At 36.8% G+C, this 15,707-nt stretch carries 11 protein-coding genes; 5 read left to right on the forward strand and 6 right to left on the reverse strand.

Annotation, left to right across the window (positions count from 1 at the left end):
* Nucleotides 1–11: 11 nt before the first annotated feature.
* The 5 genes from INR75_RS04140 to INR75_RS04155 all read left to right on the forward strand — a co-directional run bounded on the left by INR75_RS04140 (nucleotide 12) and on the right by INR75_RS04155 (nucleotide 5,323).
* Nucleotides 12–1,784: an ABC transporter permease gene (locus tag INR75_RS04140; RefSeq protein WP_255584637.1), complete on the forward strand. Its 1,773-nt coding sequence runs from the start codon at nucleotides 12–14 to the stop codon at nucleotides 1,782–1,784.
* 28 nt (nucleotides 1,785–1,812) lie between these two features.
* Complete coding sequence (locus INR75_RS20390; protein ID WP_255584638.1) at nucleotides 1,813–2,427, forward strand: ABC transporter permease; 615 nt, start codon at nucleotides 1,813–1,815, stop codon at nucleotides 2,425–2,427.
* A 28-nt stretch (nucleotides 2,428–2,455) separates the two neighbouring features.
* On the forward strand, nucleotides 2,456–3,127 hold the full coding sequence (locus INR75_RS04145; protein ID WP_223090890.1) for an ABC transporter ATP-binding protein: 672 nt from the start codon (nucleotides 2,456–2,458) through the stop codon (nucleotides 3,125–3,127).
* A gap of 3 nt (nucleotides 3,128–3,130) precedes the next feature.
* Nucleotides 3,131–4,558, forward strand: a complete 1,428-nt coding sequence (locus INR75_RS04150; RefSeq protein WP_223090891.1) for a TolC family protein — start codon at nucleotides 3,131–3,133, stop codon at nucleotides 4,556–4,558.
* A gap of 252 nt (nucleotides 4,559–4,810) precedes the next feature.
* A complete protein-coding gene (locus tag INR75_RS04155) occupies nucleotides 4,811–5,323 on the forward strand; it encodes a GNAT family N-acetyltransferase (RefSeq protein ID WP_223090892.1) in 513 nt (170 codons plus the stop codon).
* A gap of 148 nt (nucleotides 5,324–5,471) precedes the next feature.
* Here INR75_RS04155 and INR75_RS04160 read toward each other — a convergent pair whose 3' ends face one another.
* From INR75_RS04160 to INR75_RS04185, 6 genes are all read right to left on the reverse strand, one after another.
* Complete coding sequence (locus tag INR75_RS04160; RefSeq protein WP_223090893.1) at nucleotides 5,472–7,910, reverse strand: glycoside hydrolase family 2 TIM barrel-domain containing protein; 2,439 nt, start codon at nucleotides 7,908–7,910, stop codon at nucleotides 5,472–5,474.
* Nucleotides 7,911–8,070: 160 nt separating this feature from the next.
* On the reverse strand, nucleotides 8,071–10,014 hold the full coding sequence (locus tag INR75_RS04165; protein ID WP_223090894.1) for a glycoside hydrolase family 97 protein: 1,944 nt from the start codon (nucleotides 10,012–10,014) through the stop codon (nucleotides 8,071–8,073).
* 53 nt (nucleotides 10,015–10,067) lie between these two features.
* A complete protein-coding gene (locus INR75_RS04170; protein WP_255584639.1) occupies nucleotides 10,068–11,066 on the reverse strand; it encodes a glycoside hydrolase family 43 protein in 999 nt (332 codons plus the stop codon).
* Nucleotides 11,059–13,491: a sugar-binding domain-containing protein gene (locus INR75_RS04175; protein ID WP_223090895.1), complete on the reverse strand. Its 2,433-nt coding sequence runs from the start codon at nucleotides 13,489–13,491 to the stop codon at nucleotides 11,059–11,061. The genes INR75_RS04170 and INR75_RS04175 overlap by 8 nt, the downstream gene beginning before the upstream one ends.
* Before the next feature lie 13 nt (nucleotides 13,492–13,504).
* On the reverse strand, nucleotides 13,505–15,049 hold the full coding sequence (locus INR75_RS04180; protein ID WP_255584640.1) for a glycoside hydrolase: 1,545 nt from the start codon (nucleotides 15,047–15,049) through the stop codon (nucleotides 13,505–13,507).
* On the reverse strand, nucleotides 15,027–15,698 hold the full coding sequence (locus tag INR75_RS04185; RefSeq protein WP_223090896.1) for a DUF3823 domain-containing protein: 672 nt from the start codon (nucleotides 15,696–15,698) through the stop codon (nucleotides 15,027–15,029). Before INR75_RS04185 ends, INR75_RS04180 begins: the two co-directional genes overlap by 23 nt.
* Nucleotides 15,699–15,707 lie beyond the last annotated feature (9 nt).

The following is a 15,707-nucleotide window of genomic DNA, read 5'->3' on the forward strand; positions in this document are numbered from 1 at the left end:
AACAACACATCATGTTTAAAAACTATATCAAAATCGCATGGCGAAATCTCATCAAAGACAAAACCTTTACAGGGCTTAATATTCTTGGATTATCTATCGCTTTTGCTGCAGCGATACTATTAAGTATTGCTTCGATTTACGAACTTTCTTTCGATAATTTTCATGAGAATAAGGACCGTTTATTTATCTCTTATTTTATTTCACAAAACCCAGAGGGCGCAAAAGCAACTATAACGCAGCCACTCGCCATGGCACCTACTCTAAAAGAAGAAGTTCCCGGTGTTAAATATACCAGCCGTTATCGCGAAGGCTATAATCTGGTAAAAAAAGGAGAGAAAGAATTATTGCTGGATTTAGCGTTTTTAGACAATGATTATTTTAAAATGTTTTCTTTTCCTATGCTCTACGGAAAGAAAAATGATCCTTTAGAACATCAAAACTCGGTTGTTGTGACCGTTGAAACTGCCGAGAAAATTTTTGGAGAAACAAATGTTATCGGACAAACTTTCGATATTCAGGTAGAAGGCGAACTCAAACCTTTTGTAGTTACCGCCGTGCTAAAAGATCTGCCAAAAAATACAACTGATGGCTTTAACCTTGCAATTTCTATAGAAAATACCCCCTATTATCAGGAAAATATAACCGAATGGGGAAATAGAAATCATCATGTTTATGTACAATTAGAAAATGGTGTTGATGTAGCCGATTTTGAAAAAAATGCTCAAAAATTCACCAATCTTCACTTTAAAGGAGATATCGACGATGCCCAGCGTGATGGCGCACAACCTAATGCTGAAGGAAATTATAAAAAACTAAAATTAATGTCGATAACAGATTGGCATTTTGTAAAACTTAAAGATCATCTTTTTGAAGTTTCCAGAAGTTACCCTTACCTGATCTTTGGGATAGGCATGCTAATTATCCTAATTGCTAGCGTAAACTTTATTAATATGAGCGTTGCCCGAAGCACAAAACGCCTTAAAGAAATTGGAATGCGCAAAACGCTGGGCGCTGCAAAGAGTCAGCTTTTTATTCAATTTTGGGCAGAAAGTGTGTTCATTTTTCTTTCTTCAGCAATTATAGGTTTATTGATAAGTCTGTTGATCGCCGATCCTTTTCAGTCGCTATTTAGAATTCCGGCTGAATTCAGTAGCATTATAAATCCGTCGATGATTTTGGGCTTTCTACTTATCCTGGCAGTAATCACATTAATCGCCGGTGGATATCCCGCCTTGTTGCTTTCAAAATTAAAAACCATTCAGTCTTTAAAAGGAAAACTAGATATGAGTGGTAAAAATAGATTGCGAAACGTGCTGATGGTTTTTCAGTTTAGCATCGCTATTCTTCTGGTTACAGGAACTTTAGTATTGTGGCAGCAATTGCATTTTATGCAGAATAAAAATCTGGGATTCAATAAAGAACAGGTGATCGCATTTCCGTTAAACGGTAAAAAATCGGCCAGAGAATCTTTAAAATTACTGCGGAATGAACTTCAGGATAATCCAAATATCCTGAACATTAGTGGTGCCGATAACATTTTAGGAATCGATGCCACAGGTTCTCGTTTTGAAAGCCAAATGGGATTTGAATATCAGGGCAGAAATATTAATACTAACGTACTTGCGGTAGATTACGATTACATTAAAACCTTAGATCTTAAACTGAAAGAAGGCCGTGATTTTAGCCGAAGTTTTGCCACAGATAGTCTTAGCATTATCATCAACGAGAAGATGGCGAAACTGCTTCAGGAAGAAGAGCCATTAAATAAGATAAATCCCAATTGAAGGTAGCCGAAATTATAAGATTATCGGGGTGCTTAAAGATTATAACTTTCAGGATCTAAATAGAGAAATTGCGCCACTTACCATTTCTGTAGATCCAAACTGGGATCTTTATTATGCTTATCTAAAAGTTGCTCCAAATACGGCTTCGCAAAGTTATGATGCGATAGAGAAAGCCTGGGCGAATATCGAACCTAATGCCGAATTTGCTGCGTCTTTCCTGGATGAAAATATAGACCGAACCTTTAGAAATGAAAAACGACTAACCAGCATGATCACCAGCGGATCGATAATCGCTATCGTTCTTAGTTGTATCGGGCTTTTTGCTATGTCGATCTTAGTGGTTACCCAACGAACCAAAGAAATTGGTGTTCGAAAAATTGTTGGTGCGGGAGTAACCAATATCACCTTGCTATTAACCAAAGATTTTTTAATCCTGGTAGGAATTGCTTTTGTGATCGCAACACCTATTGCCTGGTATTTTACCAATGAGTGGTTACAAAATTATGTGTTTAGAATTGAACTAAGCGCCTGGTTCTTTATCGCTTCTGGAATATTATCGCTCTTAATTGCTGTGGCCACCATAAGCTTTAGAACGGTAAAAGCTGCATTGCAAAATCCGGTAAAATCACTAAGAACTGAGTAAAATATAAAAATTCAAAAAAAATAAAAACATGTTATTAGAACTAGACCACATTTACAAATGGGTAACCACCGGTGGAAGAAGAACATTTCTGCTAAATGATTTAAGCCTAAAAGTTAAAGAAGGTGAATTTATTTCTATCATGGGACCATCGGGTTCGGGAAAATCTACATTGCTGAATGTGATTGGAATGTTAGACGGATTTCAAGAAGGTGAATACAAATTTCTGGATGAGACCATTCATAATATGAAGGAAAAACATCGTTCAAAATTATACAAAGAATACATTGGTTTTGTATTTCAGCAATATCACCTTATCGACGAGCTTACCGTTTACGAAAACATCGAAACTCCGCTACTCTACAAAAAAGTAAAATCTGCTGAACGTAAAGCGCTGGTTGGCGATATGTTGGATCGTTTTAATATTGTTGGTAAAAAAGACCTTTTTCCTAACCAGTTAAGTGGCGGGCAACAGCAATTAGTAGGGATCGCAAGAGCGCTAATCTCTAAACCAAAATTAATCCTTGCAGACGAGCCTACCGGAAACCTCAACTCGAAACAAAGTGACGAAATCATGCAACTTTTTAAACAATTAAACGAAGAAGACGGCGTAACCATCATCCAGGCCACACATTCTGAAAGTAACGCAGCCTATGCCTCTAAAACCATCAATCTTTTAGACGGAAGCATCTCAAAATCTTAAAAAATGAACTTAAAATCATCAATCTTAATACTCATCATCCTTTGCCCTTTTTTAAGTCGATCTCAGCAGGATTCGGTCATATTAAATTTGGATCAATGTATCACATTGGCTTTAAAAAATAATCCCGATCTAAAATCACGAAAATTGAATTCAGAATCGACCAATATTAATTTTAAACAAAGTCGGAACGAATTTTTACCAACGTTAAACGGAAGTATTTCTGGCGGAATTACCAACGGGCGAAGCATCGATCCTTATTCTAACGATGTGATCGAGCAGCAACTAAATTACTCGAACGCCGGTCTTAGTCTTAGCGCCACGGTTTTTGAAGGATTTCGATTACTGAATCAATTAAAAAGGGATAAGCTGAATATCAAAGCTGCTGAAGCTGAAGTTCAGGAAGCCAGACAAAACCTGATTTTGGATGTTACTATGGCTTATATGGGGATTTTAAATGCTAAAGATCTATTGGAACTTTCAAAAATAAGGCGTTTAAATACCCAAAGACAGCTTGATAGATTACAGAATTTGCATGAAGAAGGAAATGCCAATCCGGCCGAATTTAATAATATTAAAGGTCAATTTTCTGCAGATGAAAACAGCGTGATCGATGCTGAAAATAACTTGAAGCAATCTGTTTCTCAGCTATCGCTTTTATTGAATATCGATTATAAAGTTTTTCCTGAAGCCTATCACTCTCTTGAAGTTTATGAAAAATACAACTTAAGCGCTGCTCGTGTTTTTAAAGAAGCGGTAGAAAATTTAGCCACTTTTAAAGCTCGAGAACTGCGAATTGAAGCCGCCGAAAAACAGGTGAAAGTTACACGAGCCAATTATTATCCACAAGTGGGATTATTTGCGCAGCTAAACACTAATTATTCGAGTACCGCACGAACGTTTACTGAAAATGGCAGCCAAATTGTAGAAACCGGAAGTTATATTCAGTACAATGGGCAATCTTTACCAGTACTGGCAAGCCAGATTCAGTATGCTACTGCAGATATTTCTTTTTTAGATCAGTTTTCTAACAACCTGAATACAGGCGTTGGAGTTTCAGTGAACATTCCTATTTTTAATGGATTCCGTGCTAAGAACAATGTAGCACTTCAGAAAATAAGTCTAAAGCAATCCAAAATTGACCTGGAGAGTACAAAAAATCAGTTTCGACAACGTATTATTCAGGTTCATGCCGATATGGAAACCGCTTACCAGCAATGGCAAAATTTAGAAGAGCAGGTAGAGGCTTACCAAGAAAGTTTTAGGATCAATGAAATTCGCTATAACGCCGGCGCTTCGACCATCGTAGATTATATCGTAAGTAAAAACAGTTTAGATCAATCCAGGATCAATCTGGCAAATGCAAAATTTCAGTATTTACTAAGAGTTAAAGTGATGGAATATTACCGCGGAAATATGGATGTAGGGAGTTAGGATTCAGTTGGCAGTTGCAGTAGGCGGTCTCAGTGGGCAGTTGCAGTAAGCAGTGGTTAAAAGCTATTAGCTTTCAGCAAAAATGATCTCTCAAATTTTACAGTATTGAGTTTAGAAGTGATATTTTTTTAATTCAACATTCAAAATTTAGCATTCAACATAACTCTAAATTCTAATGTCTAACAGCGAAGCGGTCTAAATTCTGAATCCCAAATTTTCCATACTTTTCGAGTTCTAAAGAAGAATTCTAAAATGCAACTAGAAACAAACCGACTCAAGATTGTAAGTTTTGAAGCTGAATTATTTATGCCGCTTTATCAGCTCTTTTGCGAGAATGAAACGGTCATGAAATCGGCTTTTAAAGGAAGAACACTCACTAAAAAGGAGTTTTTGGAGGTTTTAAGCAATGATTTTATTCTAAATGATGAAGAACAGATTGGTTTTGTATGTGTTTTGGATAAAAATACAGGCGATTTTGTAGGTTTTACAGGTTTAATTCCGTGTGATTTTCTTGGCGACAAAGATGACCTAGAATTTGGATTTGTTTTACACCAGAATCACTGGGGAAAAGGTTTTGCTACTGAAATTGGACAATTTTGGATCGATTTTGCTAAAAATGAGCTTCAAAAACATCGAATTTTGGCAGCTGCTAGTCCGCACAACCATGCATCGATCAATGCTATTAAAAAATTAGGATTAACTGAAGTAAAAGAAATTTCTACTGAAAATCGAGGTTCCAGACTGGTATTTTCGAAAGAGTTTTAGATTAAATGCTATTGAAAATCATCTAATTTCGGCTTTAGTTTTGAATAAACTGGATGAGATTCCGTGAAATATTGAATGACAATATAAATAGTCAATTATTTAAAAAAAAACATCGATCCCGATAGCTATCGGGATCGATGTTTTTCTCTTAGTTCTCAGTTTCAATTTTTATTGTTTCTCCTTTCAGGTTTTCGCTGCTTACTTTCAGTTTAATGTTTCCGGCTTCCATTCCAGATTTTAGGATGATCATTGCTTTTCCGTAGAATAAATCGACTTTATGATCCTGAAGTGGTTCAAAAGACTGTGGATCACCATTCCCGGCACCGGCCAGTTCTCCTTCTCCGCTGACTTCAATTTGTAAACTTTCATTGGCTAAAGGATCTAAATTTCCGTCTTTATCAAAAGCTTCTACCAACACATAAGAAAGGTCCATTCCGTTCGCTTTTATCGTTTTTCGATCTGCTGAAAGTTTGATTTTGGTCGCTTCAGAAGTTGTTTTTATAGTTTTTTCGCCCAATTTCTCGCCCTGTTTATAAGCAACCACTTTTACTTCTCCCGGTTGATAAACCACATCTTTCCACATTAAACGAAAACGCTCTGTGGAGTTTTTAGAAGATGGCGACTTACATTGTTTTCCCTGAGATTCACCATTGATAAAAAGTTCAGCACAATCGCCATTGGTATACACAAAAACCGGAACATTTTCGCCCTCTTTTCCTTTCCAGTTCCAATGCGGTAAAATATGAATCGTTTTTTCTTTGGGCTTCCAGTAGCTTTTATACAAAAAAAAGCGATCTTTTGGAATCCCCACAATATCCACGATCCCAAAATATGAACTTCGTGCAGCTTCTTTATCGCTCATTCCCATCGCTTTTACATTCTTATTAGTGTAGGGCGTTGGCTCGCCTAAATAATCAAAACCCGTCCAAACAAATTCACCCGCGATATAAGGCTCGTCCTGCTGCCACATAAAATCATCGTCGCCAATTTCTGCCCAATTTGGTGCATGAAAATCGTAAGAACTCACCTGAAGCGATTTGGTGAAGTCTGTTTTCTTTTCGGGTAACGGAAATTCATAAAATCCGCGTGTACTTACAGTAGAAGCAGATTCTGAAATAATGACCGATTTATTGGGTTCCATCTGGCGAGCCAGGCGATAACGTCTTCCGTAGTTCCAGCTATGTACATCGTAAAAATCGAAATGTCGTAAAGCTGCATTATCCATCACGTCGTTTACCATCGTTACCGGGCGGGTATGATCGTATTTTCGTACATAATTCAGCATAGTGTGCAAACGCTTAAATCCGTTATTATAATTTGCCTGCACATCGTGCATCTCGTTCCCAACGCTCCAAATAAATACGGAAGGATGATTTCGATCTCGCATTACGAAATTGCGAATATTTCGTTCAGCAAAACTTTCAAAATTAGTGGTGTCCACAATATCGGCTTTGCGATCGTATTTATCAAAAACCTCGTTAAACATCAAAATCCCCATTTTATCGCACAATTCTAAAACCTCTGGAGCGGCCGTATTATGACTACTTCTAATGGCGTTTACTCCCATAGATTTCATAATTTCTAACTGGCGTTCCATCGCTCTTGGATAAAATGCAGCACCAAGCGGACCGTGACCGTGATGTAAATTCACGCCTTTTAGCTGCACTCTTCTTCCGTTTAATTGAAAACCATTATCTGGCGTAAATTCAATGCTTCTAATCCCAAAAGTAGTTTCAGAAACATCGATGATTTGTTCATCTACACTAACTTCTGTAATGGCTTTATATAAATGCGGATGCTCAATATCCCAACGCATAGGGTCGATTAGTTGTGCATTTACTTCAAAATAATTTTCTTCCCCGGCACGTAGATCGTGGGAAATACTTTTGCTGGAAACTTCATTGCCTTCCGGATTTAAAATACGCTGAGTGACTGTGATCTCTTTTGCTTCGGAAGTTTCATTTTTTATCAGACTGGAAATTCGAACATCAGCATAATTTGGTTTTATAATTGGCGTGGTTACCTGTGTGCCCCAGATTTTTGTATGAATTGGCGCCATAGAAATTAAACTGACCTTTCTGTAAATTCCTGCGCCGGGATACCATCTGCTATCGTGCTTTCGAGTATCTACATGAACGGCAAGCACATTTTTAGCATTTTCAGAGTAATCAAGTTTATCGGTAACATCAAGATAAAACGAATTGTAGCCATAATCCCATTGTCCCGCTAGTTCTCCATTAATATAAACTTTCGGGAAGGCCATCACTCCATCGAACATCAAGAAAACCTTATTTCCTTTTTTTATTGCTGAAAGGTCTAAATCCCGGCGATACCAGGCTTGCCCTTTCCAGGGTAATTTCCCGGTGTCTCCATCGCCATCTTTTATAAAATCTTCTGCAATTGCCCAATCATGCGGAATACTTATATTTTCCCAATCTGAAGTATTTGCTGAAATTTCTTTGGCTCCCGAAGGATTTCCTTTTTTAAATTTCCAGTTATTTTGAAGAATTTCAGCAGTACGTTGTTGGGCTATCAAACCCTGAAAAAGTAAGGCAAATATTAGAAAAGCAATAATCTTTGATTTCATTGATGATGATTTTAGAAGTTTCGGAATTCTAATTTAGCGTATTTTTTACAGTTATTATTACAGGCTACTATTTTAATAACCCAAAACCTGTATGATCGGTCTAAACAAAAAAAGCCTCCCAAAAAATGAGAGGCTTTTTTATATAATTTCGGCTTATATTTTAATATAAAACAGCTCCCCCTTCAGGAAGTAATTCTATTTTTAAAGTACCGTTATTTTTAATTTTAGCGGTTTTATAGCCTGCTGTTTTATCCTTATTATCATAAAGATGTTTTAGCTCTTTTCCTGCGAGCATTGGCAGCTCTAATTCTATTTTTTGCTTCTCTTTAGTTGCATTGGTTACGGCAACATACCATTGGTCTCCTTTTCTACGCGCCAGCGCACAATAATCTTCTGGAGTTCCACCAATATAAATAGTTTCGTCCCAAACGCTAGGCACTTCTTTAATAAAATCGAGTACATGATCTGGTTGTTCTTCAAGGTTATTTGGCGTTAAACCAAAATGCTGAATTGGTGAAAAGTATAATATAGAAGTCGCCAGCTCGAAAGCATCTGTAGTGCTTCTAATCGTACCTCCTTTTTGGTCTCTAGACATTTTCTGGTTTAAGAAAACAGGTGCAAAATCCATCGCTCCAACGGCATTTCTTGTAAAAGGTAATATTGTTGAATTTAGCGCATGTTTATCTAAAGCATCCTGACGAAAGATCAAGTTCTCTGAAGCTAAAACAGCTTCTGAAGTTACATAGTTTGGATACATTTTTTGCCAACCTCTTGGGATAGTACATCCATGAAAGGTGATTCCAAGACCATAATCGTTAGCTTCAGTTAAAATATCTTCATACAACTTCATGGTGGTTTGTTTATCCCCGCCAAAGAAATCGACTTTTAAACCTTTAACGCCAATTTTTTGTAACCATTCCATTTCTTTTTTTCTGGCGGCACTGGTATTCATTTTGTCCTGTGGAGTTTGCGGCGCCTCGTTCCAATATCCATTAGAATTGTACCAAAGCAAAACATCTACATCCTTAGATTGCGCATATTTTACTAGCTCTTCCATTCGTTTGTAACCAATATTGTTATCCCACCAGTTATCGATCAATACATATTCGAAACCTAAAGCAGATGCCATATCGATATATTTTAACTGATCGTTGTAATTAATACTGTTGTCCTGCCAAACGATCCAGCTCCAGGTAGCACGTCCCATTTGATAATCGATACTTGGCTCGTATTTTTGCTCCACAAGGTCGAATGCAACAGTAGATTCTACGATTGGTTTTAAACTTTCTCCAAGCGTAATGGTTCGCCATGGTGTTTTAGCCGGCATCGCCATTGCTGCAAAAGTATCACCAATACCATTATTTTCTCCTTCCTGCGGAAATTGAACAGTAAATCTCCCATCTGCCGTAGATTCACTTAGGCGACTTCCTGGATACCCTCCATCTACGCCAGTTTCAGAAATTAAAATCCAACCGTTTTCGCCCAATTTGAAGAGTGCAGGAAAGGTATAACCTTCGCCATAAGTTGATGGTTCGCCTAGCTTTCCGTTTAAAGTATATTCTTCCTCATAAGATGGTTTTGTTTCGCTCCACCCTGTCATTGGTAAGGCTTGCGGAGTTATATACGTAGTTGCATAATCTGGTAAATTGAAACCTGAAGCTTCCTCGAAAATTTTCACATTGGATCGCCCTACTTTCGATTTCAACTTATAGGAATATGCCACGTCACGGTTAGAAAGTCTGAAATATACGAACAGCGTATCTTCATTCTCGTTTACGAATTTAGAAACTAACTCATTCGCCTTATAATCTACATGGCTTACTTTAGCTCGATTAAGATCATAAGAGTTTTCGATGGTATTTTCTTCCGAAGAAATAAATTTTAGGTTAGCTGAAAAATCACCCAGTGAGGTCTTTAATCCTAATGGTGAATCTTCTAAAAATTGCTCTTCAGAATAATGAATATCGTATGATATTTTTCCGTCGTTTTCGTGAAGTTGTAAATGTATTTTTTCATTTGGACTTTTAAGTTCTGCAATCTGTGCATTTATCAGGTTTGCAAAAATTAAGCAGCCTATAGAGAGAACGAGTTTTACTGATTTCATTTTTTTATTATAATTGGTTGATATGCTTATTGTCAAATTTACTATAATCGTAGCTAGTTTTTTAAATATACATAAATTTTATCTTCACGATCGTCTACTTCTAACAAATTAGGAATTCTAATATAGTTCCCATTAGGCCCTACTCGATGGCTGTGTAATGCCATTAGCAGCTTCCCTTCAAAGGTTTTAAATATCATACCGTGACCAAAATTAGGCGGAGTAATAGGTTCTTTTTCCTGAATCCAAGGGCCGTCTAAAGTTCCACTTTCAGAATATGCCACTCCCTGAACATAATCGCCAAATACCCAGCTTGTCCAAAGCATTCCTAATTTACCGGTTTGAGTTTCAAACAAAAAAGGGCCATCGGTTACTTTATTTGGTTTTACCTTTCCATCGTCGGTACGCTCTTTACTCCACGGCGATTCACTGGATTTAAATAATAACTCTCCTTCGCCAATAGAACCGCTTAGATCTGGTTTAAGCTGAATTTTTTCAATCGTACCATCCCAGTTTTGTAACCATTCATAACAATAAACCATATAAGGTTTATCATCTTTATCTACCCAAAAAGTACCATCCAAGGTTGGTTTATCTGCCGGTAAATAAGTCTCGTCTTCCATTGGTATATAAGGACCTCCTGGAGCATCACTTACCAAAATATGGCTGGCTCGTCTTTCAATCGTATTGCCTTTAACGGTATCGATAATTACATCGCGATTTGTAAAGGTGGCGAAGTAATAATATTTGCCTTTAAATTGATGAATTTCTGCTGCCCAGATCATTGGTCTTTTTCCCATCCATGAATTTGGGTCTGTTTCTACAACCGTAAAAGGCCCTTCCCAAAGTTTAAGATCTTTACTCTTCCAAAGTTTACCTCCCGTACCCGTCATATAATACATTTTGGAGGCTTTATCTGCCAAAATATATGGATCGCTAAGCCGAATGGAATCTAAAGGGATATTCGTTTTAATTTCTGAATTACGTTGAGCGGAGACTTGTAGGTTTATTGAAAGAAAAAATATCGCAAAAATCCTAATACATAGTTTAGTCATTTTCTATGGATTTTATTTGAATGTTAGCATTAGGTAAACCTCTTCCCTTTGCTGTAAGGGAAATTGTTCCTGATTCTCTCGTACTTCGAAGGATCACAAGAGCTTTACCATTCCAGGTTTTTCGGATTTTACTGTTATATGGATCTGAGTTTTTAAGATTTGCATTATCTACAGCAATAATTTCTGCAGGGCCAATAACCTCAAAACTAATTTCCTGATCTGAAACCGGGTTTATTACTCCGTTTTTATCCTGAAGCTCCACATTAACATACACAAGATCCTGAGCGTTTGCTAATACCATATCTTGCTCTGGTAGTAATTTAATTTTCTCAACATTTCCTGCTGTAGTTAAATTAAAGCTAGCCCTTTCTTTTCCATCGTTATATGCTTTTGCTACCAATTTTCCTGGTTGATAAGGAACCATAAAAACAGCTTTGTATTCGGTTTCCCTAGAAATCTCTTTTTCTTCCAAAAACCGGCCGTTAAGAAAAAGTTTTACATTTTTATTTTTAGTATACACCTCAACTTCTAGCTCTTTTTCCTCATAACCCGGCCAGGTCCAGCTTTCCCAGGTTGGCCAAACTGCCCACATAGTCAACTTTATATCACCTTCTTTAGGGTTTGGCACTTTAACAGCCATATAGACTCCTTCGTCACTATTCCATAACATACTTCGATAATGAGAGATTGGTTTTCTCCATCCCAAAAGATCTATATCACCACAATAAGCCCCATGCCATGGAAATAAATTTCCAGACCAATGCTCGCCTTCTGGTTCACCAGGATAAACATACCGACCAATTCCAGATTCTCCCAAATAATCCATCGCAGTCCATACAAAGTCTCCAATAATATAAGAATGAGAATCAGTCATATTCCAACAGAAAAAAGCATCTTTAGGATAGGATTCTGTTTGAAGTATTATACGAGAAGGTACTCGCTGGTGATCAGATTCAGCTCTATGCAGTTGATAATTGTAGCCTCCAATATCATGAACTTTAAAAAGTGGATCGAAGATTTCCCAATCACTATCCCAGGTGGTCATTGCTGAAGTTACAGGCCTGGTCGTATCTAATTCTAATACCGCATCCTTAAGCAATCTTGCAGTTTTTACAGCTTCTGGATCTTTTCTTTCAATAATTTCATTGCCTATACTCCAAAAAACGATCGAAGGATGATTACGATCACGCTTAACCATAGCTTGTGTATCTTTCTTATACCAGTTATCAAAGTATTTAGCATAATCGTGAGTGTTTTTTTCAGTACGCCAACCGTCAAAAATCTCATCGACAACTAAAAGACCTATACTATCACAAGCATCCAAAAATGCTTTAGATGGCGGGTTATGGGCTGTCCTTACTGCATTAAAACCAGCATTCTTTAGCAATTGAACTTTTCTAACCTCTGCGCGATCGAATGCGGCAGCGCCCAATGCTCCATTGTCGTGATGAACGTTTCCTCCATTTATTAGAATACTTTTTCCATTCAGCACAAAACCATTTTTAGCATTGTAACTAATTGTTCTTATTCCAAAATCTTCAGTAACGCTGTCTAAAATTTTACCTTCTGTTGAAATAGAGAGCTCGGCTAAAGACAAATTAGGATGATCTGGTGACCATAATTCGGGGTTTTCGACTACAATTTTTTCAGCAATAATTCTTTTTTCTCCAGGTTTAATATCGATTATTCCCTGCTTGGAAAAAATCTGTTTTCCATCCTTTTTTATAACTATACTGAAATCTAACTGCGATGCTGACAAAGATTCGTTTAATAAGCCTGATCTTATTTGAACTTCAGCTTTATCCTTTTCAGCACTTACAGTTGTTATAAAAGTTCCTTCATCTTCAAAATGAATAAGATTTTTCACTTTTAAGTATACATGTCTGTAAATTCCAGAACCGCTAAACCATCTACTATTAATTTGCTGGCTATTATCTACCTTAACAGCAATTATATTGTTTTCCCCATATTTTAAAAAGGGAGTTAAATCGAAACTAAAAGGAGTATAACCATAAGGATGAACTCCGAGTGACCTGCCATTTATAAAAACTTCAGAATTCATATAAACTCCGCCGAAATGAATACTTAGCTTTTTGCCATTTAAGGTTTCAGGTACCATAAACTCTTTCCTATACCAGCCAAACCCATTTTCAAAAAATCCCCCAGCACCAGCTGAAGGATTTTCATTTTTAATAGGCAAACTCACACTCCAATCATGTGGTAAAACAAGGTTTTTCCAGATACTATCATCAAAATCTTTGGATACAGCTTTTGGATGATCGCCCAATGAAAATTTCCAGTTATAATCAAAATTTTGAGCTCCCAGATCTGTCTTTAAACTCTCAGATTCCTGGGCATAAATTGGCACTAATCCAAAAAGAAATAAAACAAAGATGATTTTTAGAAAGGAAGTTGATGAGCGCATAATATTCTGGATTTTACGGTGCTATTTTATAAACAAGGCTAATTATAGATTTAGCAGGTACTTCTATATTTGATTTTGTATTAGGTATTAATTCTAGATTGTAATCTTTAGAGGTAACATAGGTCTTGAGTTCCTGAATCTCTATATCCTGTAAATTAGGCTGTATGTTTATCTCTTTATTTTCAGAATTAATGATTACTAGAGTTATTTTAGAGTTGGCTTTATCGATATAAGCTGAAGAAAGCAAAGAAGACGCTGTATTAACTGAAGCTTTTATCCTTTTACTTCCAGGCTCAATAAATCTACTATAATTTCCTAAAGTCCAAAGCATTTTACTCTCATAAAAATCGCCGTCCTGCTTATTTTTATCAATATAAATTAACCCATCCTTATAATCGTAAGGAGAAATTGCCGTCCACCAATGCCATGCAGATGCATTCGCAATTGCCAGATCACTATGGATTACCTTGGCCATATATAAAGCCGGATCTATGCTTAGATCTCTTCCGTTTCCTTCAATTTCACCATAATTATCACCAAGAATGCAATATTCAGACATCCAAAATTTAAGACCTTCTACAGTTTCTAAAGATTCAGAAAGAATTTCCCTTTCTTTTATCAATTTTTGATTTGGTGAGGTCGTAAAGTAACTATGCCCAGAAATTGTATGGCTAAGATTAGTTAAATTTCCCAGGTAATTTTTAGACTCGGGTTTAAAGAATTGGGTTATTTGATCTCCCCTTCCAGGCCTGTTGTCCTCTCGTGTTAAGTAATTTATTTGTCCGGCTTCAGCAATGTCTATTTTAGTTTTTAAACCTTTTTTTGTTATTTCTGAATCTAAAACTCTAACAAAATCTGCAATTTCGTTATTCCAAAACGGAGTTCCTTCCTGGCCGGCATCTGCCCAATCCCATTGCGGCTCGTTAAACGGACTAACATAATCTATCGATAGTCCCTTTTTTTCTAAACCTATTATAGCATTGGTTAAATAAGTTGCAAAATTTTGAAACTGACTTTTTTCCAAATTTGAAGCCTGACCAGAAGAGCTATAGGCTTTGCTGTTCTTAGTAAATTTTACTGGCGGACTATTTGAAAATAACAAGAGTTGATCTACCCCAAAGTCTTTGGCTTTTTGTGCAAACCAAACCTGGCCTTTTTGTTTCTCGAAATTATAGGACCCATCTTCCTGAAGAAAAGATTCTGCTCTACGCCATTCGTCTTTAATATCACTTTGCGTTCCCTGTGCACTACTTCCTGCGCCTAAATTAAATCGCCAAAGTGAGAGGCCAATTCCTTTAGGATTACCATCTAAATCTACCTCCTTACTAAAAAGTAAGGAGGCGATTTTTTCTTTTTTATCTTTCGGCCAAAGTCCTACAAACTGGCAGGACCAAGCATCTGAAGCTCCAAAGTTGTCTATACTTTGGTAAACCACAGAAGTATCTATGTTAATTTGCTCTACACTACTTGCAGCATTTTCTAAACTAGATTGCCCAAAAGATGAAAAACCGACCAATAAAAGGATTACTAAAATCCTATAAATCGATCTGTTGTGCATTGGTATAAATTAACTCGTTAGCCATAGAAGATCGGGCACCAACTCTAACATACAAATATTCCTCTCCTCTTAAAGATTCTGGTATTTCTATATCTACAGAATTACTTGTACCAAACTCAAAATCTTCAAGTTCTATAACTTCGTTAAAGTCATTTATATTTCTGTCTAAAAGAATATTTCTGCTAAGCATTATACTTACTTCTTGAACATTAGTGTCCTCTACGATTTGATCGATCTGGAAACTGGCATTTAAGGTTTGCCCATTTACCTGAAAACTTTCGTTATTGATATTGATATATGGTGTTACCGGAACATCTATCTGAGTTGTACCGTCTACCTGAACCACGATCGTATCATTTAATTGTGGCAACCATGGATCACCACCACGACGAACCAATTTATATTCACCTGCAAAAAGGGACACAGAGTAAGTGCCATCCTGAGCAATGAATACGGGAATAAATTCATCTAAAGCATAACCATCCTGCCAAATCTGAAACTCTGCACTATTAGATCTTACAGATACAGGTTCTCCCTGATAAGTTACCTGTCCCTCTAACATTGCGTTAGGTGCATCAAAATTATCTTTTTCACAACCTGCCAGCATCAAACTAATCGATACAAGGCTATATATGATATATTTTTTCATTACAAATAA

Origin of the sequence: Zunongwangia sp. SCSIO 43204 (assembly GCF_019904275.1) — a bacterium.
In the GTDB taxonomy this organism is placed as follows: domain Bacteria; phylum Bacteroidota; class Bacteroidia; order Flavobacteriales; family Flavobacteriaceae; genus Zunongwangia; species Zunongwangia mangrovi.